At 62.4% G+C, this 22,149-nt stretch carries 19 protein-coding genes; 8 read left to right on the top strand and 11 right to left on the bottom strand.

The window, feature by feature from the left end:
* Positions 1–13 precede the first annotated feature (13 nt).
* From PSFL_RS24475 to PSFL_RS24435, 9 genes are all read right to left on the bottom strand, one after another.
* On the bottom strand, positions 14–1,171 hold the full coding sequence (locus PSFL_RS24475; protein ID WP_397470598.1) for a phosphatidylserine/phosphatidylglycerophosphate/cardiolipin synthase family protein: 1,158 nt from the start codon (positions 1,169–1,171) through the stop codon (positions 14–16).
* Position 1,172: 1 nt separating this feature from the next.
* A complete protein-coding gene (locus PSFL_RS24470; RefSeq protein ID WP_115127567.1) occupies positions 1,173–1,763 on the bottom strand; it encodes a YceI family protein in 591 nt (196 codons plus the stop codon).
* A gap of 89 nt (positions 1,764–1,852) precedes the next feature.
* On the bottom strand, positions 1,853–2,623 hold the full coding sequence (locus PSFL_RS24465) for an IclR family transcriptional regulator (RefSeq protein ID WP_057439776.1): 771 nt from the start codon (positions 2,621–2,623) through the stop codon (positions 1,853–1,855).
* 63 nt (positions 2,624–2,686) lie between these two features.
* Positions 2,687–4,129 carry an amidase gene (locus tag PSFL_RS24460; protein ID WP_397470597.1) on the bottom strand — a complete coding sequence of 481 codons (1,443 nt, stop codon included), beginning with the start codon at positions 4,127–4,129 and terminating at the stop codon, positions 2,687–2,689.
* Positions 4,126–5,436 carry a citrate-proton symporter gene (locus PSFL_RS24455; protein WP_057439778.1) on the bottom strand — a complete coding sequence of 437 codons (1,311 nt, stop codon included), beginning with the start codon at positions 5,434–5,436 and terminating at the stop codon, positions 4,126–4,128. Before PSFL_RS24455 ends, PSFL_RS24460 begins: the two co-directional genes overlap by 4 nt.
* Before the next feature lie 58 nt (positions 5,437–5,494).
* On the bottom strand, positions 5,495–6,670 hold the full coding sequence (locus PSFL_RS24450) for a M20 aminoacylase family protein (RefSeq protein WP_057439780.1): 1,176 nt from the start codon (positions 6,668–6,670) through the stop codon (positions 5,495–5,497).
* A 108-nt stretch (positions 6,671–6,778) separates the two neighbouring features.
* Positions 6,779–7,093 carry an amidase gene (locus PSFL_RS24445; protein ID WP_397470596.1) on the bottom strand — a complete coding sequence of 105 codons (315 nt, stop codon included), beginning with the start codon at positions 7,091–7,093 and terminating at the stop codon, positions 6,779–6,781.
* On the bottom strand, positions 7,090–8,172 hold the full coding sequence (locus PSFL_RS24440; protein ID WP_115127564.1) for a serine hydrolase: 1,083 nt from the start codon (positions 8,170–8,172) through the stop codon (positions 7,090–7,092). The genes PSFL_RS24445 and PSFL_RS24440 overlap by 4 nt, the downstream gene beginning before the upstream one ends.
* Positions 8,173–9,235: 1,063 nt before the next feature.
* Positions 9,236–10,114 carry an acyl-CoA dehydrogenase family protein gene (locus PSFL_RS24435; RefSeq protein ID WP_169960702.1) on the bottom strand — a complete coding sequence of 293 codons (879 nt, stop codon included), beginning with the start codon at positions 10,112–10,114 and terminating at the stop codon, positions 9,236–9,238.
* A 130-nt stretch (positions 10,115–10,244) separates the two neighbouring features.
* Between PSFL_RS24435 and olsB the strand changes: the two genes are divergently transcribed.
* The gene (gene olsB / locus PSFL_RS24430; protein WP_057439788.1) at positions 10,245–11,000 is read left to right on the top strand and encodes an L-ornithine N(alpha)-acyltransferase; all 756 of its coding nucleotides are present in this window, start codon (positions 10,245–10,247) and stop codon (positions 10,998–11,000) included.
* Positions 11,000–11,791, top strand: coding sequence for a 1-acyl-sn-glycerol-3-phosphate acyltransferase (locus PSFL_RS24425; RefSeq protein WP_115127562.1), 792 nt, complete (start codon positions 11,000–11,002; stop codon positions 11,789–11,791). Before olsB ends, PSFL_RS24425 begins: the two co-directional genes overlap by 1 nt.
* A 39-nt stretch (positions 11,792–11,830) precedes the next feature.
* Here the strand turns inward: PSFL_RS24425 and PSFL_RS24420 are convergent, their stop codons facing one another.
* Positions 11,831–12,415, bottom strand: coding sequence for an ACP phosphodiesterase (locus tag PSFL_RS24420; RefSeq protein ID WP_115127561.1), 585 nt, complete (start codon positions 12,413–12,415; stop codon positions 11,831–11,833).
* A 154-nt stretch (positions 12,416–12,569) separates the two neighbouring features.
* Between PSFL_RS24420 and PSFL_RS24415 the strand changes: the two genes are divergently transcribed.
* The 3 genes from PSFL_RS24415 to PSFL_RS24405 are packed head-to-tail and all read left to right on the top strand — an operon-like array spanning position 12,570 to position 15,143.
* Entirely contained in the window at positions 12,570–12,884 is a 315-nt protein-coding gene (locus PSFL_RS24415; RefSeq protein WP_029297039.1) for a helix-turn-helix transcriptional regulator, read from the top strand.
* 10 nt (positions 12,885–12,894) lie between these two features.
* Positions 12,895–14,061 (top strand): MFS transporter, encoded by a 1,167-nt coding sequence (locus PSFL_RS24410; protein ID WP_397470595.1) that lies wholly within the window; start codon positions 12,895–12,897, stop codon positions 14,059–14,061.
* A 26-nt stretch (positions 14,062–14,087) separates the two neighbouring features.
* On the top strand, positions 14,088–15,143 hold the full coding sequence (locus PSFL_RS24405) for an alkene reductase (RefSeq protein WP_057439794.1): 1,056 nt from the start codon (positions 14,088–14,090) through the stop codon (positions 15,141–15,143).
* A gap of 257 nt (positions 15,144–15,400) precedes the next feature.
* On the opposite strand, the gene PSFL_RS24400 is transcribed toward PSFL_RS24405, so the two are convergent.
* Complete coding sequence (locus PSFL_RS24400) at positions 15,401–16,033, bottom strand: TetR family transcriptional regulator (RefSeq protein WP_057439796.1); 633 nt, start codon at positions 16,031–16,033, stop codon at positions 15,401–15,403.
* A gap of 265 nt (positions 16,034–16,298) precedes the next feature.
* Between PSFL_RS24400 and PSFL_RS24395 the strand changes: the two genes are divergently transcribed.
* The 3 genes from PSFL_RS24395 to adeC are packed head-to-tail and all read left to right on the top strand — an operon-like array spanning position 16,299 to position 22,069.
* Positions 16,299–17,441, top strand: coding sequence for an efflux RND transporter periplasmic adaptor subunit (locus tag PSFL_RS24395; RefSeq protein WP_057439798.1), 1,143 nt, complete (start codon positions 16,299–16,301; stop codon positions 17,439–17,441).
* A 3-nt stretch (positions 17,442–17,444) separates the two neighbouring features.
* Positions 17,445–20,612 (top strand): efflux RND transporter permease subunit, encoded by a 3,168-nt coding sequence (locus PSFL_RS24390; protein ID WP_057958748.1) that lies wholly within the window; start codon positions 17,445–17,447, stop codon positions 20,610–20,612.
* A complete protein-coding gene (gene adeC / locus PSFL_RS24385) occupies positions 20,612–22,069 on the top strand; it encodes an AdeC/AdeK/OprM family multidrug efflux complex outer membrane factor (protein ID WP_057958747.1) in 1,458 nt (485 codons plus the stop codon). Before PSFL_RS24390 ends, adeC begins: the two co-directional genes overlap by 1 nt.
* Positions 22,070–22,149: the final 80 nt, after the last annotated feature.

The following is a 22,149-nucleotide window of genomic DNA, read 5'->3' as shown; positions in this document are numbered from 1 at the left end:
TGCGGTGTGTTCCCTACCCTCTTCGATCCAGCAGATTGACCACCAACCGGTCGATCCACCCCCACACCCGCTGCTTCACCCGCCGCCACAACGGTCGGGCCTTCCACGCCTCAAGGCTGACCGCCTGGCTCTGGGCAAAGTCGCGCTCGAAACTGCCCGCCACCGCCAGCGTCAACGCCGGGTCCAATGCTTCCAGATTGGCTTCCAGGTTGAAACGCAGGTTCCAGTGATCGAAATTGCACGAGCCAATGCTCACCCAGTCGTCCACCAGCACCATCTTCAGGTGCAGGAAACACGGCTGGTACTCAAAGATTTTCACCCCCGACTTGAGCAGGCGCGGGTAGTAGCGGTGCCCGGCGTAACGCACCGAGGGGTGGTCGGTACGCGGCCCGGTCAGCAGCAGGCGCACGTCCACACCACGCCCTGCCGCACGGCGCAGGGCCCGACGCACGCCCCAAGTGGGCAAGAAGTACGGCGTGGCCAGCCAGATACGGTGCTGGCCGTTGTTCAAGGCGCGGATCAGCGATTGCAAAATGTCCCGGTGTTGCCCGGCGTCGGCATACGCCACTCGTCCCAGGCCCGGCCCGGTCGCTGGCACCTTGGGCAGGCGCGGCAAACCAAAATGCGTGGCCGGCTTCCAGGCCCGGCGGTGGTCGTTGACCCGCCATTGCCTGTCGAACAGGGCCTGCCAGTCCTGCACCAGCGGGCCGCTGATTTGCACCATCACTTCGTGCCAGTCACAGGTGTCCTGGCCAGGGGTCCAGAACTCGTCGGTGACCCCGGTACCGCCCACCACAGCAATGGTCTGGTCGACCAACAGCAGCTTGCGATGGTCGCGGTAGAGGTTGCGCATCCCGCGGCGCCAGCGTAGCGGATTGTAGAATCGCAGTTGCACCCCGGCCTCGATCAGGCGGCGCCGCAGGCTGAGGGTAAACGCCTGGCTGCCGTAGTCATCGAACAGGCAACGCACCTGCACCCCACGCTCGGCCGCCTGCACCAGGGCCTGGACCATCGCCTCGGCGCAGGCGCCCGCCTCCACCAGATACAGCTCAAGCTCCACCTGGTGCTCGGCACGGGCAATCGCCACGAGCATCTGCGGGAAAAAATTCGGGCCGTCGATCAGCAATTCATAGTGGTTGGCGCTGCGCCAGGGGAACACCGCGCCACTCATGTCAGCGCGCCGTGAAAATCAGCACCGCACCTACCGGCACCGACAGGCTGATCGCGTCCAGGCCGGCAGCCTTGCGCAGGGTCTCGACACCGGTGAGCAAATCAAAATCCTTGGCGTGCAGCACCAGCGGCTCCAGGGTCACCACCTGGAAACGCCGGTCATCCAGGCGCGTGGCCAGCAGCTCGGCGTTGTAGGTCTGGGTCTTGCCGTGCAGGGTGACCGACAGCGGCAGGCGCAACTCCAGTTGCGCGCCGGTGGCCAGGTCGTTGATCGGCTGCAGATTGATTTGCGCGTTGATCTGCGCATCAGGGTAGGTCTTGATCTGGAACAGGTCGTTGCGCATGCGCTCGTCACGCAGCGGGATGCCACTGTTGATCGACTCCAACTCGACTTCCAACTGCGCGGCACCTTTCTCATCGACCTTGCCATGCAGCACCAGGAAGCGCTGGACTTCAGAAACATCGGTGTTTTTGGTGGTGACGAACGACAGCCGTGAGGATTCGTTATCCAGGTACCAGGCGGCCTGTGCGGGCAGGGAGGCAGTGGCCAGCAGCAAGAGAGCCAGGGGTTTGAGGAGGGATGTGTTGAACATTAAACACTCGCGCGGAGAAAAACCTGCCTGAACATTAACTGGCCGGCTTGCTGCACGCAATGTAAGGGAGACAGCAATGTATATCCCCCTCAGCCCAACGCATGCTGTACCCCACGCACAGTCGCCTCCAGGCTGGCCAGATGCAAACTCAACACCCGCTCCACCGGCGCCTGGTGCATCGGCCAGTGCAACGCCATGCTCCCCACCAACCGGCCATTGGCCCGCACCGGCAGGGCCACCGCTCGGATCAGGAACGGCAAGCGCACCGGATACTCCCAGTACCCCTCGGTACGCTGGCCAAACCCCTGGTGCTGGGATTGCTCACAGGCGCGGTACTGGTCGTCGGCCGGCACATGTTCGCGGCTGGCCAGGCGCTCTACTTCATCAGAAGCCAACTCGGCCAGGCACGCCTTGCCCATGGCCGAGTGGAACAAACTGGCATGCTGGCCGACGATCTGGCAGTTGTTCGGGTACAGCTTGCGCAGCACCGTGGGGATCGCGCTCTCCATGACTTCCAGGCGTTCGCCGTCAAAGTTCGACAAATCCGCCACCAGCCCGGTGCGTTCGCTGAGTTCCAGCAGCCAGGGCGCCGCGCATTCCACCAGGCGGCGCTTGAACCGTTGCTGGGTATCGCCAAACAAACGCTGGGCACTGATGCGATAACGCCGGTCGCTCAGGCCGCGATAGATCCAGCCCTGCTCCTGCAAGGTCAGCAGCATGCGCGACACCGTGGCCTTGGGCAGGCGCGTCAGGTAATGCAGCTCCTCAAGCCCCAGGGCCTGGTGCTCACCGAGCAACTCGATGATGGCCAGTGCCCGCTCCACTGAGCGCACAGTACCTGTGTCGGCGTTGCTGCCCATGGCTGATCTCCCGGTTGCTGATGGATGATCGAATTTCACAGCAAGATACAGGCCGATACCCGCTCAGGCGTTCGCCCGCAAGCATTGCGGAGGGCGACGCTGCACCCAGCGCGTCAGTTGTTCATGGGCATACGCCAGTTGCAGCACGGCGCGATCCGCCTGGGCCGGGCCAATGATCTGCAAGCCCATGGGCAAGCCACGGTGGTTGAAGCCCACCGGCACACTCATGCTCGGCAGGCCGGCCAATGTGGGGCCGATCACCACCTCCATCCAGCGATGATAAGTGTCCATGGTTTGCCCCCCGACGACGCGTGGCCAGGGCTGTTGTGCATCGAAAGGGAACACTTGTGCGCTGGGCAGCAGCAGAAAATCGTAACGTTCGAACAACCTGGCCAAGGCGCGATACCAGTCGCTGCGCGCCAGCGACGCCTGATACACATCCGCCGCGCTCAGGCCCAGGCCGCCCTCGACTTCCCACTGCGCTTCAGGCTTGAGCAGCGCACGTTTATGGGGGTCGGCATAGGCCGCCCCCAGCGTGCCCTGCACCACCCAATGGCGATGGACCAGCCAGGTTTGCCACAGGCGCGCCATGGAAAAGTCCGGATGGCAGCTTTCTACCTCGCACCCCAGCGCGCCGAAATCGCCGAGGGCTGACTCACACAGGCCCAGCACGCCGTCGTCCATCGGCAGATAGCCGTTGTAGTCCCCCAGCCAACCCAGGCGTGCGCCGTTGAAATCACGGGCCAACGACGTGCCGAACACGCCGGGATCGTCTTTGAGCGACAACGGCACCCGCGGGTCATAACCGGCCTGGACGCTCAACAGCCGCGCCACGTCCGCCACACTGCGCCCCATCGGGCCTTCGGTGGCCAGTTGCTGGACAAACACCTCCGGCGCCGGGCCATGGGGTACGCGGCCCAGGGAAGGACGCAGGCCGAACACGTTGTTGAACGCCGCCGGGTTGCGCAGCGAGCCCATCATGTCGCTGCCATCGGCCACCGGTAGCATGCGCAGCGCCAGGGCCACCGCCGCCCCGCCGCTGCTGCCGCCCGCGACCAAGGTCGGGTCATAGGCATTGCCGGTGGTGCCGAATACGCTGTTGTAGGTCTGCGAACCCAGGCCGAACTCCGGCACGTTGCTCTTGCCGATGATAATCGCGCCACTGGCACGCACCCGCGCCACGACGATCGCGTCTTCACTGGGAATCTGCTCGGCGAACAGGGGCGAGCCCAGGGTGGTGCGCAGGCCCTGGGTCGCCGCCAGATCCTTGATGGCCTGGGGCATGCCGTGCATCCAGCCACGGGAGCGGCCCTGGTCCAGCTCAAGGTCACAGGCACGGGCTTCGGCCAGCACATCGGCTTCGTCGCGCAACGACACCAGGGCATTGACCGAGGGGTTGAAGCGCGCGATCTGCGCCAGATAGGCCTGCATCACTTCGTGGCAGGACACCTGCCGTGCATGGATCGCCCGGGACAGCTCGAGCGCATCCAGTTCAACGATGTTCAAGGTTTCACCCCCTTGGCAAAGCGCGCCGGCGCTGCAGCCCTCGGCGCTTCATGCATGCAGTAAGTGCCCAGCAGCGTCAAGACGCAAGCGAACAGCACATAAAACGCCGGGGCCACCGGTGTGCCCAACTCTTTGCTCAACCAGGTGACGATCAGCGGGGCAAAACCGCCGAACACCATCACCGCTACGTTATAGGCCACCGACACACCGGTGGAACGCACCTCGATGGGAAACTGCTCGGCCAGGGCGGTCGGCGCCGGGCCGAAGAAGCCGCCGATGGCGGTGCACAGCATCACTTGCATCACCAATAAACGCTCGATGGACGGCGCCGCCGCGACCCACACATACAGCGGGTAGACCATCACAAAGAACGCCAGGGTAAAGCCCATCAACACCGGTCGCCGGCCCAGGCGATCCGAGAGCAGGCCGGACAAGGGAATGACCACGGTCATCAGCGCTACGGCAAACATCTGCACCATCAATACCTGGTCCAGGGGCAGGCCGAGGTTCTTGTGGGCGAAGGTCGGCATATTCACCAGCACCACGTAGAACGACACCGTCGCACCGCACGCCAGGCCCATGCTCACCAGGATGCTGCGCCGATGCTCACGCAGCACTGTCATCAGGCTCGGCGCCGGGCCAGTGGCCTGTTTGCGCGCTTCGATAAACTCCTCGGGGTCTTCCATGTGCCGACGAATCCACAAGCCCACCGGGCCGATCAGCAAGCCGAATACAAACGGCAGGCGCCAGCCCCACAGGTCGAGGGTCTGCGGGGAAAAGAAGTGAGTGACCAATGCCACCATCGCCGCGCCGCCAAACACCGCCAGGCACTGCCCGACCAATTGCCAGGAGCCGTAAAGGCCTTTGCGATGAGCCGGTGCGCTTTCCACCAGGAACGCCGTGGCGCTGGCATATTCGCCGCCGGTGGCAAAGCCCTGGAGCATCCGCGCCACTACGATCAGCAGCGGCGCGCCCATGCCGATGGCGGCGTAGTTGGGCGCAAACACGATCAGTGCGATAGACACGGTCATCAAGCGGATAATCAACTGCATGGCGGCCTTGCGGCCTTTGCGGTCGGCGTACATGCCGAGCAGGATGCCGCCCACCGGGCGCATGAAAAAGCCCACGCCGAAGGTGGCCAGGGCCATCAGCAGCGATGCGTATTCATCGTCAGAGGGGAAGAACTGCCGGGCGATGATGCTGGCCAGAAAGCCATAGACGATGAAGTCGTACCACTCCAGCGCGTTGCCGACCACCGCCGCTACCACTTGCCGGGTGCGGGACACACCTTTTATTGAAGTCTGCATGAGAACACTCCATTCAACCTGTTGAGGAAAGGTCCAGCGGCAGGAAAAAGGCAGGTGGTCAGGCCGGCTTGAGCCAGCTCTCGGCCAGGGCGCCCCAATAGGCGGCGCCGGTCAGCAGGATCTCGTCGTTGAAGTCATAGGCAGGGTTGTGGACCATCGGCCGCGACACGCCGTTGCCGATAAACAGGTAGCTGCCGGGGCAGCGTTGGAGCATCCAGGCGAAGTCTTCACTGCCCATCAACTTGGGCGTATTGGCGTCGACCGCCGCTTCACCGAGCAAGGCAATGCCGACCTGGCGGGCGAACTCGGTTTCGTCGGCATGGTTGACCAGCACCGGGTAGGCCGGGCGGTGTTCGATCTGTGCGGTACAACCAAAGCTGGCGGCCTGGGTCTGGATGATTGCCTTGACCCGCTCCAGCATCTGCTCGCGTACCGGCGCATTGAGGGCACGCAGACTCAGGCGCAGGATGGCCTGCTGAGGAATCACGTTGGCGGCCTGCCCCGCTTGCAGGGCGCCGACCGTGACTACCGCAGCTTCCTGGGCATTGATATTGCGCGCGACCACCGTCTGCAAAGCCATCACCGTACTGGCGGCGGCCACCAGCGGGTCCACGGTCAGGTGCGGCATGGAACCGTGACCGCCGACGCCTTCGAGGGTCACGGTGAGCAGGTCCTGGGAAGCCATCATCGGCCCGGTCCGCAAGCCCAGGTGGCCGGCGGGCAGGCCGGGCATATTGTGCATGCCGAACAGCGCGTCGCAGGGGAAGCGCTCCAGCAAGCCATCGGCGAGCATCGCTTCGGCGCCGCCCTGGCCTTCTTCGGCCGGCTGGAAAATCAGGTTGAGGGTACCGTCGAACTGACGCGTCGCCGCCAGGTAGCGCGCGGCGCCCAGCAGCATGGCGGTGTGACCGTCGTGACCGCAGGCATGCATGCAGCCGGCGTGCTGGCTGCTGTAGGCGACGCCGGTGTTTTCGATAATCGGCAAGGCATCCATATCGGCCCGGATCCCCAGGGTGCGTGGGCTGCTGCCATTGCGCAGCACGCCGACCACGCCGGTGTGGCCGATGCCGGTATGGACCTCGAAGCCCCAGTCCTTCAGGGATTGGGCGACCAGGGCCGAGGTGCGGTTTTCTTCAAACCCCAGTTCAGGGTGGGCGTGGATGTCCTGGCGCACGGCGTGCAGGTCGCTGGCGACATCGCTCAGCCAATCCAGGATGTGCTGGTGTGGGCGCATGGTGACTCTCCTCGCAGGCGGGTGTTCCCGTTCTTTTTTGTGGCACCGCCACAGATAACCGCGATGGGCGTGCGAGGACAATCAAAGGTGGTTCCACCCTGTGGAACCTCAGGGCAGCAGGCGGCAACCCTGGCGTTCGCCCAGCCATTGGGCGCTGTGGCTGCGGCCCAGGCCGCTGGCGGTGACCAGGCGCGTTTGCGGATGATCGGCAAAGGCGCTGGTGGGAACGTATTGCTTCACATACCCCAGGCAATAGTCAGCAGGATTGCCCACCACATACCGACACGAGCAATACTCCTTGGCCGTATACGCCGCGATGATGTCGGGGAAGGCTTGCAGGTTGACGCGCTCGTGCCAGATCCACCCCAGCAAGGCGAGCAACAGCAGGAGAAACAGGCTGATAAACGGGCGACGACGGATCATGGTTGCACCGCCGCGAGCACGCGTTTGAGCAGTTCGTTGTGGCGATAGCTGCCATCGCGGTCATCGCCGTAGCGCACGATCACCAGCTGTGCCTCGGGCAACACATACAACGCTTGGCCCCAGTGCCCCAGGGCCGCGAAGGCATCGTCGGGCGCATCCGGCCAGGGCCGGGCAGCGCCCTGCACGTGGAGGTTGAGCCACCAGTGGCCGCCGGGTACCGCCTCGTCCTGGCCCGCGATGTACTGCGCCAGGGGTTGGCGATTGAAATCGACCCAGGCCTTGGGCAGCAATTGCCGCTCACCCCAACGCCCGTCCCGCGCCATCAACAAGCCAATCCGTGCCAGATCGCGGGCAGTCATATAGGCATAGGATGAGGCGACAAAGGTTTCATTGGCGTCGCTTTCCCAGCTGGCACTGCGAATGCCCAAGGGCGTGAACAGCGCGGTCCACGGGTAATCGACATAAGCCTTATGGCCAAGCATGCCCTTGAGGGCAGCAGACAATAGATTGCTGTCACCGCTGGAGTAGCGGAATGCCTGGCCAGGTTCGGCGAAGGGGCTGGTATCAGCGGCAAACTCCGCCATATCAGCGCGGCCACGGGTGTAGAGCATGGCCACCACCGAGGATTTCAGCGGCGCGTATTCGTAGTCTTCCTGCCAGTCCAGGCCCGAGGCCCAGTTGAGCAGGTGCCCCAGGGTAATGGTCGGGTGCTGCTTCATCGGTGGATAAAAGCGCGCGGCCGGGTCGCTCAGTTTGAAACGGTTTTCACCGTACGCCACGCCCAGCACGGTGGCCATCAGGCTTTTGCTGATGGACCAGGTCAGGTGCGGCGTGGTGGCGGTGGTCGGTGCTGCATAGCGCTCATAAATGACTGCGCCATCGCGGATCACCAGCAGCGCGTCGGTGCGGATGCCTTCGCGGGTGATGTCATTGCGCGCCGGGAACGCATAGTCCTCCAGCGCCTTGACGGCGGGACCGGCCAACTGCGGGCCCTGGGACCAATCCTTCGTCGGCCAGGTCTGGGCATGTGCGGTAGCGGTGAACAGCAGCAAGGCGACGGACAGCAGGCCTTTGACCATGGACAAGCACTCGGGGGCATTCAAGCCCGCGAGCCTAATGCAGATAAATGACGGTTTGGCGACAGGCCTGGGAACCACCACATAACGCCTGTGGGAACGGGCTTGCCCGCGATGGCCATAGGTATCTACACAACTCTTTTATCTAGTGCTTATTGGGTTTGTGTACATATCCGTTGCTGTGGTCACGGCGGCTATTGGTTCCGCTCTTACAGCGGGTCACTTTTGGAAAAGAGCCCCAAAAGTAACCAAAAGGGCTCTTGCCCCACCACTCGGCACCTCGCCTAGGCTCGGCATGCCCGCAGTCAGGCATTGCTCCGTGGGCCCGCCGCGATCGGCCATCCATGGCCGTGTCGCGGCTACCCCGGCATCCATGCCGGGGTGCCCACTGCGCAATACCTGCCTGCGGCCATCGTGGTTTAACGGGGCGCCCAAGATCAAGATCAAAAGCAGAGCAACAGCAGAGCAACAGCAGAGCAACAGCAAAGCCGGGGCGCGAAGCTGCATTCCCCCCTGTGGGAGCTGGCTTGCCTGCGATGGCGGTGTATCAGTCGATAAATGTATTGGCTGATACACCGCCTTCGCAGGCAAGCCAGCTCCCACAGGTATATGCGTACATCTCGACGATCAGGTCGGCTGTCAGGCCGCCTCGCTTTGCTTTGCTTTTGATCTGAGGCGCCCCGTTAAACCACGCTGGCCGTCATCCGATATTGATTTGGGGGGTAACCCGGCAGGACGCCGGGTTAGCCGCGCTGGGCCATGGATGGCCCATCGCGGCGGCCCCCCAAATCAATGTCGGATGACGGGCACACCGAGCCTAGGCGAGGTGCCGAGTGGTGGGGCAAGAGCCCTTTGCTTACTTTGGGGCTTTTCCAAAGTGAGCCGCCGTCAGGGCGGAACCCTAAGTGGCCATGACCGCAGCAACGGATATGTACACAAACCTAAGAATCACTAAAGAGATGTGTAGATACCTATGCCCCGATGGCGGTATATCAGTCACCGCCTGTATTGCCTGCCCCCCCTGCTATCGCGGGCAAGCCCGCTCCCACACAAGCTCATCCCACAGTCAGCGGGGGGCTGGGTTCAGGGCTTTTTCCAGACGTTTGGCCCGGGCGCTGGCGGCGAGGTCCAGCACGGCTTGGTCGCGCTGCCACATCGCGGCCCACGGTCCCGCCCCCATCGCCTGATTGACCTGCGCCTTCAGCGCCTCAAACTGCACAAACAATCCCCCCAACAACACATGCCCCGCCGCCGACGCGCTGGGTTGGCGAACAACCTCGGCGCAGCCGGCCAGCAATGCCAATAACTGCAAACGCAGGGCCTGGGGCCAGTCGCACTCCTGGCCGATGCCATGCAGCCAGGCGGTCATCGCGCTGAGTACATAGGTGTCCTCCAGGGTGCGGAAGGGTTTGACGTAATCGTCCCAGCCATCCCCCGGCAAGCGCTCGCAGGCGGCGTGGTCGAGGTAGACGCGACCATGGCTGATATCGGGCATCAAGGGGATCGCCGGCAAGGGCTCCACACGCACGCCGGGCTCGCCGGCCAGCACCACGGCCAGGGTCAGGCGCGGCTTTTCGCCGGGGGCCTCGCAGCGGGCGGCGATCAACAGCCAGTCGGCGGCATCGCCGGCGGTGACGAAGTCCTTGCGTCCGCTCAGGCGCAGGTCGTCCAGGCGCGTTTGCATATCCAACGGGCGCAGGCTGCGCTGTTCGGTCGCACACAGGGCGCCCAGGCTGTGGGGCGCGCTGGGCCATAACGCGCGCAACGCTGCTTGATAACCCACCAGGAACGCCAGGCCGGGCGTGGCCATCAGGCGGGCGCCCTGGGTTGCCAACTCAAAGGGTGTGAGCGGCCCCAGGCGTTGCAATAAAACGCTGTAGCCCTCGGCCAGGTTGGCGTGGACGGGCAGTCGGGCAGGTCGGTCGAGCAACGCGTGCCAGGGCATGAAAGGCTCCTTGGGGGCTGTCATCTAAGCGTCACCGTAGATTCATGGAGATGACACCGGGGGTACATAGCCTGACTTTGCACAACAAAGTCGACTGGCCGCAACCCTGGCCGGCACCTGGAGACTCGCCATGACTCAGATCGCCCGCATCAGTGACACCGGCAATGAACGCCGTCTGCAAGCCGAACGCCTGATCGGCGCCCAGGCTTTGCAGGAAGCTCAGGCCCTGCGTTTCAGCGTTTTCAGCGGCGAGTTCAATGCCAAGCTGAAAGGCGCGGAGCTGGGCCTGGACATGGATGACTATGATGTTCACTGCAGCCACATTGGCGTACGGGACTTGAACACCGGGCGCCTGGTGGCCACCACCCGCCTGCTGGATCACCAGGCGGCCAGCACCCTGGGCCGGTTCTACAGCGAAGAAGAGTTCAGCCTCCACGGCCTCCTGCATTTGCAGGGGCCGATCCTGGAGATCGGCCGTACCTGTGTCGACCCGGCCTACCGTAACGGCGGCACCATCGCGGTGCTGTGGGGCGAGTTGGCCGAGGTGCTCAACCAGGGCGGCTACAGCTACCTGATGGGCTGCGCGAGCATCCCGATGCACGACGGCGGCATCCAGGCCCATGCGATCATGCAGCGCCTGCGCGAACGCTATCTGTGCAACGAACACCTGCGCGCCGAACCGAAAAAACCCCTGCCGAGCCTGGACTTGCCGTCCAACGTCATCGCCGAAATGCCGCCGCTGCTCAAGGCCTACATGCGCCTGGGCGCAAAGATCTGCGGCGAGCCGTGCTGGGACGAGGACTTCCAGGTGGCCGACGTGTTCATCCTGCTCAAACGCGACGAGTTGTGCCCGCGGTATGCCCGCCACTTCAAGGCGGCCATGTGATGGGCCGCCTGCGGGTCTACGGGCGGATCGCCCGCGTGCTGCTGGTGGTGGCCCTGGGCTTGAGCATGGCCGGCGTGTTTGGTGTGTTCGAGCGCCTGGGAATCGCCAACTCCATGGTGCGGCGCCAGCGCTGGTCGCGGTTTTTCATGGCGCGCCTGAGCAATGCCCTGCCCTTTCGCGTGACGGTGCACGGTGAGCTGCCGCAACAGCCGATGCTGTGGGTCAGCAACCATGTGTCCTGGACCGACATCCCGCTGCTGGGGATGGTGGCGCCGCTGTCATTCCTGTCCAAGGCCGAAGTGCGCACCTGGCCAGTGGCCGGTTGGCTGGCCGCGAAGGCCGGCAGCCTGTTTATCCGCCGTGGCTCGGGGGACAGTCAGTTGATTCGCAAACAGATGACTCGTCATCTCGAGCAAAAACACCCGCTGCTGATGTTCCCCGAAGGCACCACCACCGATGGCCGCAGCCTGCGCACCTTCCATGGCCGGCTACTGGCCAGCGCGATTGATGCCGAGGTGGCGCTACAACCGGTGGCGATCCGTTATTTGCGCGAGGGACAGATTGATCCGCTCGCACCGTTTATTGGTGACGATGATTTGCTATCGCACCTGATGCGTTTGTTTGCCAATGATCAGGGCGACGTTGAGATTCATCTGCTCAAGCCCATTGCCTGCGCCGGCCAGGAACGTGCGGCGCTGGCGTATCAGGCGCAGCAGGCGGTGCAGAAGGCCTTGTTCGGGCCGGTGCCACAAAACCAGCCAGTGCCGGTTCGGCCGGCGTATGCGGCCTGAAGCAAACGCAGTACCCAATGTGGGGGCTTGCTCCCACATTCAGGTTTGTATTACCAAGTGGCTATTCGAGAACGCCTGCAACTGGGGATAGAACACCCGAAAATCCTCGCTCAACGGCTCATACAGCACCCGCAACTCCTGCATCGCCTGGTCCAGTTCCTGGGGTTGGCTCAGACGCCGGGAAATCCCCCGCAGCACATGCTCCATCACCGCAAACTCGCGGTAGGAGCCCAGCCAGTCATCCGTCGCCATAGACGGTGCAATCTGCGCCAGGCGCCCCGGCAATTGCGGTTCGGCCGCCAGCACCTGGTACACCTGGGAGGTAAAGCGCTCCAGTGGCTGATCGGCATACAACGCCCAATCCCGCGCCAGGCAATGGTCGAAGAACACGTCGAGGACGATCCCCGCATAACGACGCCGAGTCAGGGTAAACCGTGACAACGCCTGCCCGACCAATGGGTGGCTGTCGGTGAAACGGTCGATGGAGCGATGCAGCTGGATCGCCGCCTCGATTTGCGGGCTGTACTGGCCCTGCAGGCGGCCTTTGACGAAATCGCCATAGAGGCTGCCCAGCAGTTGTGCAGGAAGTTGGCCGCCAAGGTGCAGATGTGCGAGATAATTCATGGCGCGCAGTTTAGCACTGCTGCCAACGTATCGTTATAACCCGATATACCGATTTATTAAGTAACAAGATCAAAATCGTATTGGTATATCGGGATATAGCGATTTAAAGTTCGCCTCATCGCGATATAACGTTTTACCCACACCGAGCCCTGCCATGTCCATTGACCTCGACGAAATAATAAAAGCCCTGGCACACCCAGTACGGCGAGACATTCTCAACTGGCTGAAAGACCCGAAAGTGCAGTTCCCCGAACAAGTCCACAACCACGAGTACGGCATCTGCGCCGGGCAGATCGACCAACGCTGCGGCCTGTCGCAGTCCACTGTGTCGGCGCACCTGGCAACCCTGCAACGAGCAGGCCTGATCAGTAGCCAGAAAGCCGGGCAGTGGCACTTTTTCCGCCGCAATGAAGACGTCATCCAGGCGTTTATCCAAGCCATCACCGAAGAACTCAGCCCACCGCTGTAAAGGATCCCGCATGCCTCTCTCGCTCCTCATACTGGCCTTAAGCGCCTTCGCCATCGGCACCACCGAATTCGTCATCATGGGCCTGTTGCCCGATGTGGCGGCCGACCTTGGTGTGTCGATTCCTGGCGCCGGCTGGCTGGTGACTGGCTACGCCCTGGGCGTGGCCATTGGTGCACCCTTCATGGCACTGGCCACCGCCAAACTGCCGCGCAAGGCTGCCCTGGTAGCGTTGATGGGCATTTTCATCGTCGGCAATCTGCTCTGCGCCCTGGCCAGTGACTACAACGTGTTGATGTTTGCCCGGGTAGTCACCGCGTTGTGCCACGGTGCCTTCTTTGGGATCGGCTCGGTGGTGGCCGCCAACCTGGTGCCAGCCAACAAACGCGCATCGGCCGTGGCCCTGATGTTCACCGGCCTGACCCTGGCCAACGTGCTCGGCGTGCCCCTGGGCACCGCGCTGGGCCAGGAAGCCGGCTGGCGCTCGACCTTCTGGGCGGTGACGGTGATTGGTGTGATCGCGCTGATCGGCCTGATCCGCTTCCTGCCGCCCAAGCGTGATGAAGAGAAACTCGATATGCGCGCCGAACTGGCGGCCCTCAAGGGTGCCGGGATCTGGTTGTCGCTGAGCATGACCGCGCTGTTTGCCGCGTCGATGTTCACCCTCTTCACCTACGTCGCGCCGCTGCTCGGTGATGTCACCGGCGTCTCGCCCAAAGGCGTGACCTGGACCCTGCTGCTGATCGGCCTGGGCCTGACCGTGGGCAATATCATCGGCGGCAAACTGGCGGACAAACGCCTGGCGGCGACCCTGATCGGCGTGTTTATCAGCATGGCCGTGGTATCCACCGCATTGACCTGGACCAGCGTCGCCATCATCCCCACCGAAATCACCCTGTTCCTCTGGGCCACCGCGTCGTTTGCCGCCGTACCGGCACTGCAGATCAACGTGGTGACCTTCGGCAAGGCCGCGCCCAACCTGGTGTCGACCCTCAATATCGGCGCTTTCAATATCGGCAACGCCCTGGGCGCCTGGGTCGGCGGCAGTGTGATTGCCCACGGTTTCGGCCTGACCAGCGTGCCGCTGGCGGCTGCGGCCCTGGCGATCCTGGCGCTGGTGGTCACGCTGATCACCTTCCGCCAGAGCGCCGATGCTGACCTGGCCCCTGCTACCCATTAATCACTTAGAACAGACGAGTATTTGCGATGACGACTATTTTCGATCCGATCAAACTGGGTGATGTGCAGCTGTCGAACCGCATCATCATGGCACCGCTGACCCGCTGCCGTGCCGACGCCGGTCGCGTGCCCAATGCGCTGATGGCTGAATACTACGTGCAGCGGGCGTCTGCCGGCCTGATCCTCAGCGAAGCCACTTCGGTGACGCCGATGGGCGTGGGCTACCCGAACACCCCAGGCATCTGGTCCAACGACCAGGTGCGCGGCTGGACCAACATCACCAAGGCCGTGCACGGCGCCGGCGGCAAGATCTTCCTGCAACTGTGGCACGTGGGGCGGATCTCCCACCCGTCGTACCTGAACGGCGAGAGCCCGGTAGCCCCGAGCGCCATCCAGCCCGCCGGCCACGTCAGCCTGGTGCGCCCGCTGGCCGACTACCCAACCCCACGAGCCCTGGAAACCGCAGAAATCGCCGATATCGTCGATGCCTATCGCGTGGGTGCCGAGAACGCCAAGGCTGCCGGTTTTGACGGGGTGGAAGTGCACGGCGCCAATGGCTACCTGCTCGACCAGTTCCTGCAAAGCAGCACCAACCAGCGCACCGACGAATACGGCGGTTCCCTGGAAAACCGCGCGCGACTGTTGCTGGAAGTGACTGACGCGGTGATCGAAGTCTGGGGCGCCGGCCGCGTGGGGATGCATCTGTCGCCACGGGCCGACCTGCATGACATGGGCGATGCCAACCTGGCAGAAACCTTCACCTACGTCGCCCGTGAACTGGGCAAGCGTGGCATCGCCTTTATCTGCGCCCGCGAGAAAGAAGCCGGCGACAGCCTGGGCCCGCAATTGAAAGCCGCGTTCGGCGGTCCGTACATTGCCAACGAACGCTTCACCAAGGACAGCGCCAATGCCTGGCTGGCCTCGGGCAAGGCCGATGCGGTGGCGTTTGGCGTGCCGTTTATCGCCAACCCGGACCTGCCGGCCCGTCTCAAGGCCGATGCATCATTAAACGAAGCGAACCCGCAAACCTTCTACAGCCCAGGCCCGGTCGGCTATATCGACTACCCGACCCTGGCGCTCTGACCCGCAACAATGCAAAAGCCCCGGCTCGCAAGAGCCGGGGCTTTTTATTGGATCTTGAAAACACCGCGCCCGCTCCCACAGGTTCGGTAACAATCCTTCACAGCAATGAAACAATATCGCTACAAAATACTTAGCCGGCTACCTTTCAACCTGGGGCCAGCGCGTATATAACGTCACCCCACAAATAAGTCGGAAGGACGATTGATCATCCTTAGGCTTTACTGTTGACACCAACGAACGCAATTACGCATTTTGTATCAATTGTGCAGGCTGGGACTCAAGCGCAGCATGTCCAGCCCGATATCCACCAGACGCTCGGCCTGCTGATACAGCTCAAAGCTGTCTGGCACCAGTAGCCACTGGCCAATAAGCCCGTTGATGTAGGCATGAATGCACACTGCCCCGCGAGCGGTGTCGAGGTTTTCCGGAAGTTGCCCGCGGTGGACTGCATTGCGCAGTGTCAGGCCAATGCGCAGGTTGCACTCAAGGCTGTGGGTCTGGCGCTGACGGCGCATGTCACACATTTCATCGGTAAATTCGCACTTATGGAACAAGATCTCATTAATGCGCCGGGTTTTCGGGTCCAGGGCCACCTGATGAAAAAGATGGATCAGCAGCTTGCGCATGCAGCCCAGCGGATCTACCTCATCCTCGCTTTCACTGGCCCTGGCCAATTCGTCCAGGGGCTCGTGCAGCGTGTCCAGCAGCGCCTGCAGCAGGTCCGACTTGTTGCTGAAGTGCCAATAGATCGCGCCTCGCGTCACGCCCGCCCGCGCCGCGATATCCGCCAGCGTAGTACGGGCAACGCCACGCTCATAAAAGGCTTGCTCGGCAGCTTCAAGAATCTGGCTGCGCGTTTCCTGAGCTTCCTCTTTGGTACGACGAACCATGGCAGTAACACCTCAATCAGGACACGAGCGGTGGTTGATAACCACCTTCTGAATAATTATGGGACGACACCGTCAAGGGCGCCGAACGTAATAGAATCGAGGCTTTCAGCGCTGCCTTGCAAGGAATCCGCGAAGCCTGTCAAGAGTTTACAAACAACCATGAACGTAAGTATATTGCCTAGCAAGCTACTTATCTACTCACTGCCTGTTTTTTACCCTTCCACACTTCTTGTGCGCATCGAGCGCGCCTGACCCGAGGATCTTCATGCAACTTAAGCCAGCTGTTACCGCTCTGGTCACTGCCGTCGCCCTGGCATCGCTGCTCAGCGGATGTAAAAAGGAAGAAGCGGCTCCGCCCGCTCAAACCCCTCAGGTCGGCGTGGTCACTATTCAACCTCAAGCCTATACCCTGACCTCCGAATTGCCGGGCCGCACCACTGCATTCCGCATCGCGGAAGTCCGCCCGCAGGTCAATGGCATCATTCTCAAGCGTCTGTTCAAGGAAGGCGGCGACGTCAAGGAAGGCCAGCAGCTCTATCAGATCGACCCGTCGGTGTATGAGGCGACCCTGAAAAGCGCCCAGGCCAACCTGCAACAGACCAAGTCGATTGCCGACCGCTACAAACAACTGGTCAACGAGCAGGCCGTCAGCCGCCAGGAATACGACACCGCCGTATCCAACCGCATGACTTCCGAAGCCAACCTGCAGACCGCCCAGATCAACGTGCGCTACACCAAGGTGTTTGCCCCGATCTCCGGGCGTATCGGGCGTTCCTCGGTCACCGAAGGCGCGCTGGTCAGCAATGGCCAGGCCGATGCCATGGCCGTGATCCAGCAACTGGACCCGATCTACGTCGACGTCACGCAATCCTCCGCCGAGATGCTGAAGCTGCGTCGCGACCTGGAAAGCGGCCAACTGCAGAAATCCGGTGAAAACGCGGCCATGGTCAAGCTGACCCTGGAAGACGGCAGCGAGTACGCGCAACAGGGCAAGCTGGAATTCTCTGAAGTGTCGGTCGACCAGACCACCGGTTCGGTAACCCTGCGCGCCGTGTTCCCCAACCCTGATCACACCCTGTTGCCGGGCATGTTTGTCCACGCCCAATTGCAGGCCGGCGTGAACAGCAAGGCGATCCTCGCCCCACAACAAGGCGTGACCCGCGACATCCGGGGCATCCCGACTGCGCTGGTCGTGACCGCCGACAACAAGGTCGAACAGCGCGTGCTGGTGGCCAACCGTACCGCTGGCGCCTACTGGCTGGTGGAAAAGGGCCTGAATGCCGGTGACCGTGTGATCACCGAAGGCTTGCAGTTCATCAAGCCGGGCATCACGGTTGACGCGAAGGAAGCCACCAACGCCAAGCCTGCCGGTACTGCTCCTGCCGCCGCCGCTGGCAAAGGGGAGTAATACATGTCGAAATTTTTTATCGACCGTCCCATTTTCGCCTGGGTAATTGCCCTGGTGATCATGCTGGTCGGGGCACTGTCGATCCTGAAGTTGCCCATCAACCAATACCCGGCCATCGCGCCAACCGCCATTGATATCCAGGTGACCTACCCAGGCGCGTCCGCACAAACCGTGCAGGACACCGTGGTACAGGTGATCGAGCAGCAGCTCAACGGTATCGACAACCTGCGTTATGTGGCCTCGGACAGTAACTCCGACGGCAGCATGACCATCACCGCGACGTTCAACCAGGGTACCAACCCGGACATCGCCCAGGTTCAGGTGCAGAACAAACTGAACCTGGCGACCCCATTGCTGCCGCAAGAAGTGCAGCAACAAGGGATCCGCGTAACCAAGTCGGTGAAGAACTTCCTGATGGTGATCGGCCTAGTGTCCGAAGACGGCACCATGAGCAAGGATGACCTGTCCAACTACATCGTTTCCAACATCCAGGATCCGATTTCGCGGACGTCTGGCGTGGGTGACTTCCAGGTCTTCGGTTCCCAGTACGCCATGCGTATCTGGCTGGATCCGGCCAAGTTGAACAACTTCCAGATGACCCCGGTGGATGTCAGCAGTGCCATTGCGGCGCAGAACGTCCAGGTGGCCACCGGCCAGTTGGGCGGCCTGCCAGCCCTGCCCGGCACCCAGTTGAACGCCACCATCATCGGCAAGACCCGTCTGCAAAGCGCCGAGCAGTTTGAAAAGATCCTGCTGCGCGTGAACAGCGATGGCTCCCAGGTGCGCCTGGGCGATGTCGCCCGTGTCGAGTTGGGTGGCCAGAACTACAGCATCAGTGCCCAGTTCAACGGCAAGCCGGCTTCCGGCATGGCGATCAAACTGGCCTCGGGCGCCAACGCCCTGGACACCGCCAAGGCCATCCGTGCCACGGTCGCGTCCCTGGAGCCGTTCTTCCCGCCAGGCATGAAAGCCGTGGTTCCGTATGACACCACCCCAGTGGTGACCGAGTCGATTTCCGGGGTAGTCGATACCCTGGTCGAGGCGATCATCCTGGTGTTCCTGGTGATGTACCTGTTCCTGCAAAACTTCCGCGCCACCATCATCACCACCATGACAGTACCGGTGGTATTGCTGGGTACGTTCGGCATCCTCGCGGCCTTCGGCTTCACCATCAACACCTTGACCATGTTCGGCATGATCCTGGCCATCGGCTTGCTGGTGGACGATGCGATCGTGGTAGTGGAAAACGTCGAGCGGGTGATGGCCGAGGAGCATCTGTCGCCTAAAGAGGCAACGGTCAAGTCCATGGACCAGATCCAGGGCGCCCTGGTAGGTATTGCCCTGGTACTCTCGGCGGTACTGCTGCCGATGGCGTTCTTTGGCGGCTCGACGGGGGTCATCTATAAACAGTTCTCCATCACCATTGTGTCGGCGATGGCACTTTCGGTACTGGTTGCACTGATCTTCACCCCGGCCCTGTGCGCCACCATGCTCAAGCCGGTCGACCCCGAGAAACACGGCCAACCCAAGCGTGGTTTCTTCGGCTGGTTCAACCGCACCTTCGACCGTGGCGTACTGAGCTACGAGCGCGGCGTGGGCAACATGATCAAGCACAAGGCGCCTTCGTTCCTGGTGTACCTGATCATCTTCGCCGGCATGATCTGGCTGTTCACCCGTATCCCAAGCGCGTTCCTGCCCGAGGAAGACCAGGGCGTGATCTTCGCCCAGGTACAGACGCCGGTTGGTTCTTCGGCCGAACGCACCCAGACCGTTATCGACGACATGCGTGCTTTCCTGTTGAACGACAAGGAAGGCGAGCCCGGTGAAGGCAAGGCCGTGCAATCGGTATTTACCGTAAACGGCTTCAACTTTGCCGGTCGTGGCCAAAGCTCGGGCCTGGCATTCGTCATGCTCAAGCCATGGGACCAGCGCGACGCATCCATGTCGGTGTTCGAAGTGGCCAAGCGTGCCCAGGGCTACTTCTTCCAGACCTTCAAGGACGCCATGGTGTTTGCCATCGTGCCCCCATCGGTACTGGAGTTGGGTAACGCCACCGGTTTCGACGTGTTCCTGCAGGACCAGGGCGGTGTGGGTCACGAAGCGTTGATGAACGCACGTAACCAGTTCCTCGGCATGGCCGCGCAGAGCAAGATCCTGGCCGGCGTACGTCCCAACGGCGTCAACGATGAGCCGCAGTACGAGCTGACCATCGACGACGAGAAAGCCAGTGCCCAGGGCATCAGCCTGTCGAGCATCAACCAGACCCTGGCGATTGCCTTGGGTGGCAGCTACGTCAATGACTTCATCGACCGCGGTCGAGTGAAGAAGGTCTACATCCAGGGTGAGGCCGCTGGCCGGATGACCCCTGAAGACCTGAACAAATGGTTCGTGCGCGCCAACGACGGAAAAATGGTGCCACTATCAGCAATTGCCTCTGGCAACTGGATCTTCGGTTCGCCGAAACTGTCGCGGTACAACGGTGTAGCGGCGATGGAAGTCCTCGGTACCCCGGCGCCTGGCTACAGCACCGGTGATGCGATGGCGGAAGTCGAACGCATCGCCAAGCAATTGCCGGCAGGTGTGGGCTATGCCTGGACCGGTCTGTCCTATGAAGAACGCTTGTCCGGCTCCCAGGCACCTGCGCTGTATGCCCTGTCGTTGCTGGTGGTGTTCCTTTGCCTGGCAGCGTTGTACGAAAGCTGGTCGATCCCGATTGCGGTAGTGCTGGTAGTACCGCTGGGCGTGATCGGTGCACTGATGGCCACCAGCCTGCGAGGACTGTCCAACGACGTGTTCTTCCAGGTGGGGTTGTTGGTCACCGTGGGCCTGGCCTCGAAGAACGCCATCCTGATCGTCGAGTTCGCCAAGGAACTGCATGAACAGGGCAAGGGCATCGTCGAGGCGGCCATCGAGGCGTCCCGCATGCGTTTGCGTCCGATCATCATGACGTCCATGGCGTTCATCCTCGGCGTACTGCCGCTGGCGATCTCCTCGGGTGCAGGTTCGGGCAGCCAACACGCAATCGGTACCGGCGTAATTGGCGGTATGATCACCGCCACTGTTCTGGCTATCTTCTGGGTGCCACTGTTCTTCGTGACCGTGTCCGCCATTGGCAGCCGGAAAAAAACTGACAAGTCCGATACACCGAATACTCCTAAAGAGGCTGGCTAATGCGCAAGTCGCTACTCTCCCTGGCAGTCACGGCATTTGTGCTCAGTGGCTGCTCGCTGATCCCTGATTATCAGCAGCCTGAAGCGCCGGTGGCCGCCCAGTTCCCGCAGGGGCCGGCGTACTCGTCGGCCCAGGCACCAAGCCAGGCCGCGGCCGAGCAAGGCTGGAAGCAGTTTTTCCACGACCCTGCCCTGCAGCAACTGATTCAGGTCGCGTTGGTCAACAACCGTGACCTGCGCGTCGCCGCGCTGAACATCGACGCCTTTGCCGCGCAGTACCGCATCCAGCGTGCCGACCTGTTCCCGGCCGTCGGCGCCAATGGCAGCGGCAGCCGCCAGCGCGTTCCGGCACGGGCCTCGCAAACCGGCGAATCGAACATCACCAGCTCCTACTCGGCGACCCTCGGGATCAACGCCTACGAACTGGACCTGTTCGGCCGGGTGCGCAGCCTGAGCGAAGAAGCGTTGCAGAAGTACTTCGCCACTGAAGAAGCACGCCGCAGCACGCAGATCAGCCTGGTGGCCAGCGTGGCCAATGCCTACCTGACCTGGCAGGCCGACAAGGAACTGCTGAAGCTGACCCAGGACACCCTGGCCGCCTACGAGCAGAGCTTCAAGCTCACCTCGCGCAGCAACGAAGTCGGCGTGGCCTCGGCCCTGGACTTGAGCCAGGCGCGGACCTCGGTTGAAAGCGCCCGCGTGCAACTGGCCCGCTACACCCGCCAGGTGGCCCAGGATGAAAACAACCTGACCCTGCTGCTGGGCACCGGTCTGCCGGCGAATCTCGTCACTCAGCCGCTGTCCGACGACCTGTTGAGCGAAGTACCGGCCGGCCTGCCTTCAGACCTGCTGCAACGTCGCCCCGACATCCTCCAGGCCGAGCACAACCTCAAGGCTGCCAACGCCAATATCGGCGCGGCACGGGCTGCGTTCTTCCCGAGCATCAGCCTGACGGCCAATGCCGGGACCTTGAGCCCGGACCTCGGCGGCCTGTTCAAGGGCGGCTCGGGTACCTGGTCGTTCGCACCGCAGATCAACATCCCGATCTTCAACGCCGGTAGCCTGCGCGCAAGCCTGGACTACTCGAAGATCCAGAAAGAGATCAACGTCGCGACCTACGAGAAGTCGATCCAGACCGCGTTCCAGGAAGTCTCCGACGGCCTGGCAGCACGTGCGACCTACAACCAACAGTTGCAGGCCCAGCGTGACTTCGTCTCGGCCAACCAGGACTACTACCGTCTGGCCGAGCGTCGCTACCGCATCGGGGTTGATAGCAACCTGACCTTCCTCGACGCCCAGCGCCAGCTGTTCGCTGCCCAGCAAACGCTGATCACCGACCGCCTGGCCCAACTGACCAGCGAAGTGACCTTGTACAAGGCCCTCGGTGGCGGTTGGAACGAACAGACGGCGCAGAATGAGCCGGTGAAAGAAGAAGCGCCGAAGCTCAAGTTGTTCTGATCGGCGTAGCAACACAGGAAGCCCACCTTTTGGTGGGCTTTTTCATGGGCGTACAGTTCCGTTCGATCACCGCCCAGAAC

The organism is Pseudomonas sp. DD1 (genome assembly GCF_044510355.1).
Lineage (GTDB): Bacteria > Pseudomonadota > Gammaproteobacteria > Pseudomonadales > Pseudomonadaceae > Aquipseudomonas > Aquipseudomonas shahriarae.
This window is presented reverse-complemented; position numbering and strand designations above follow the sequence as displayed.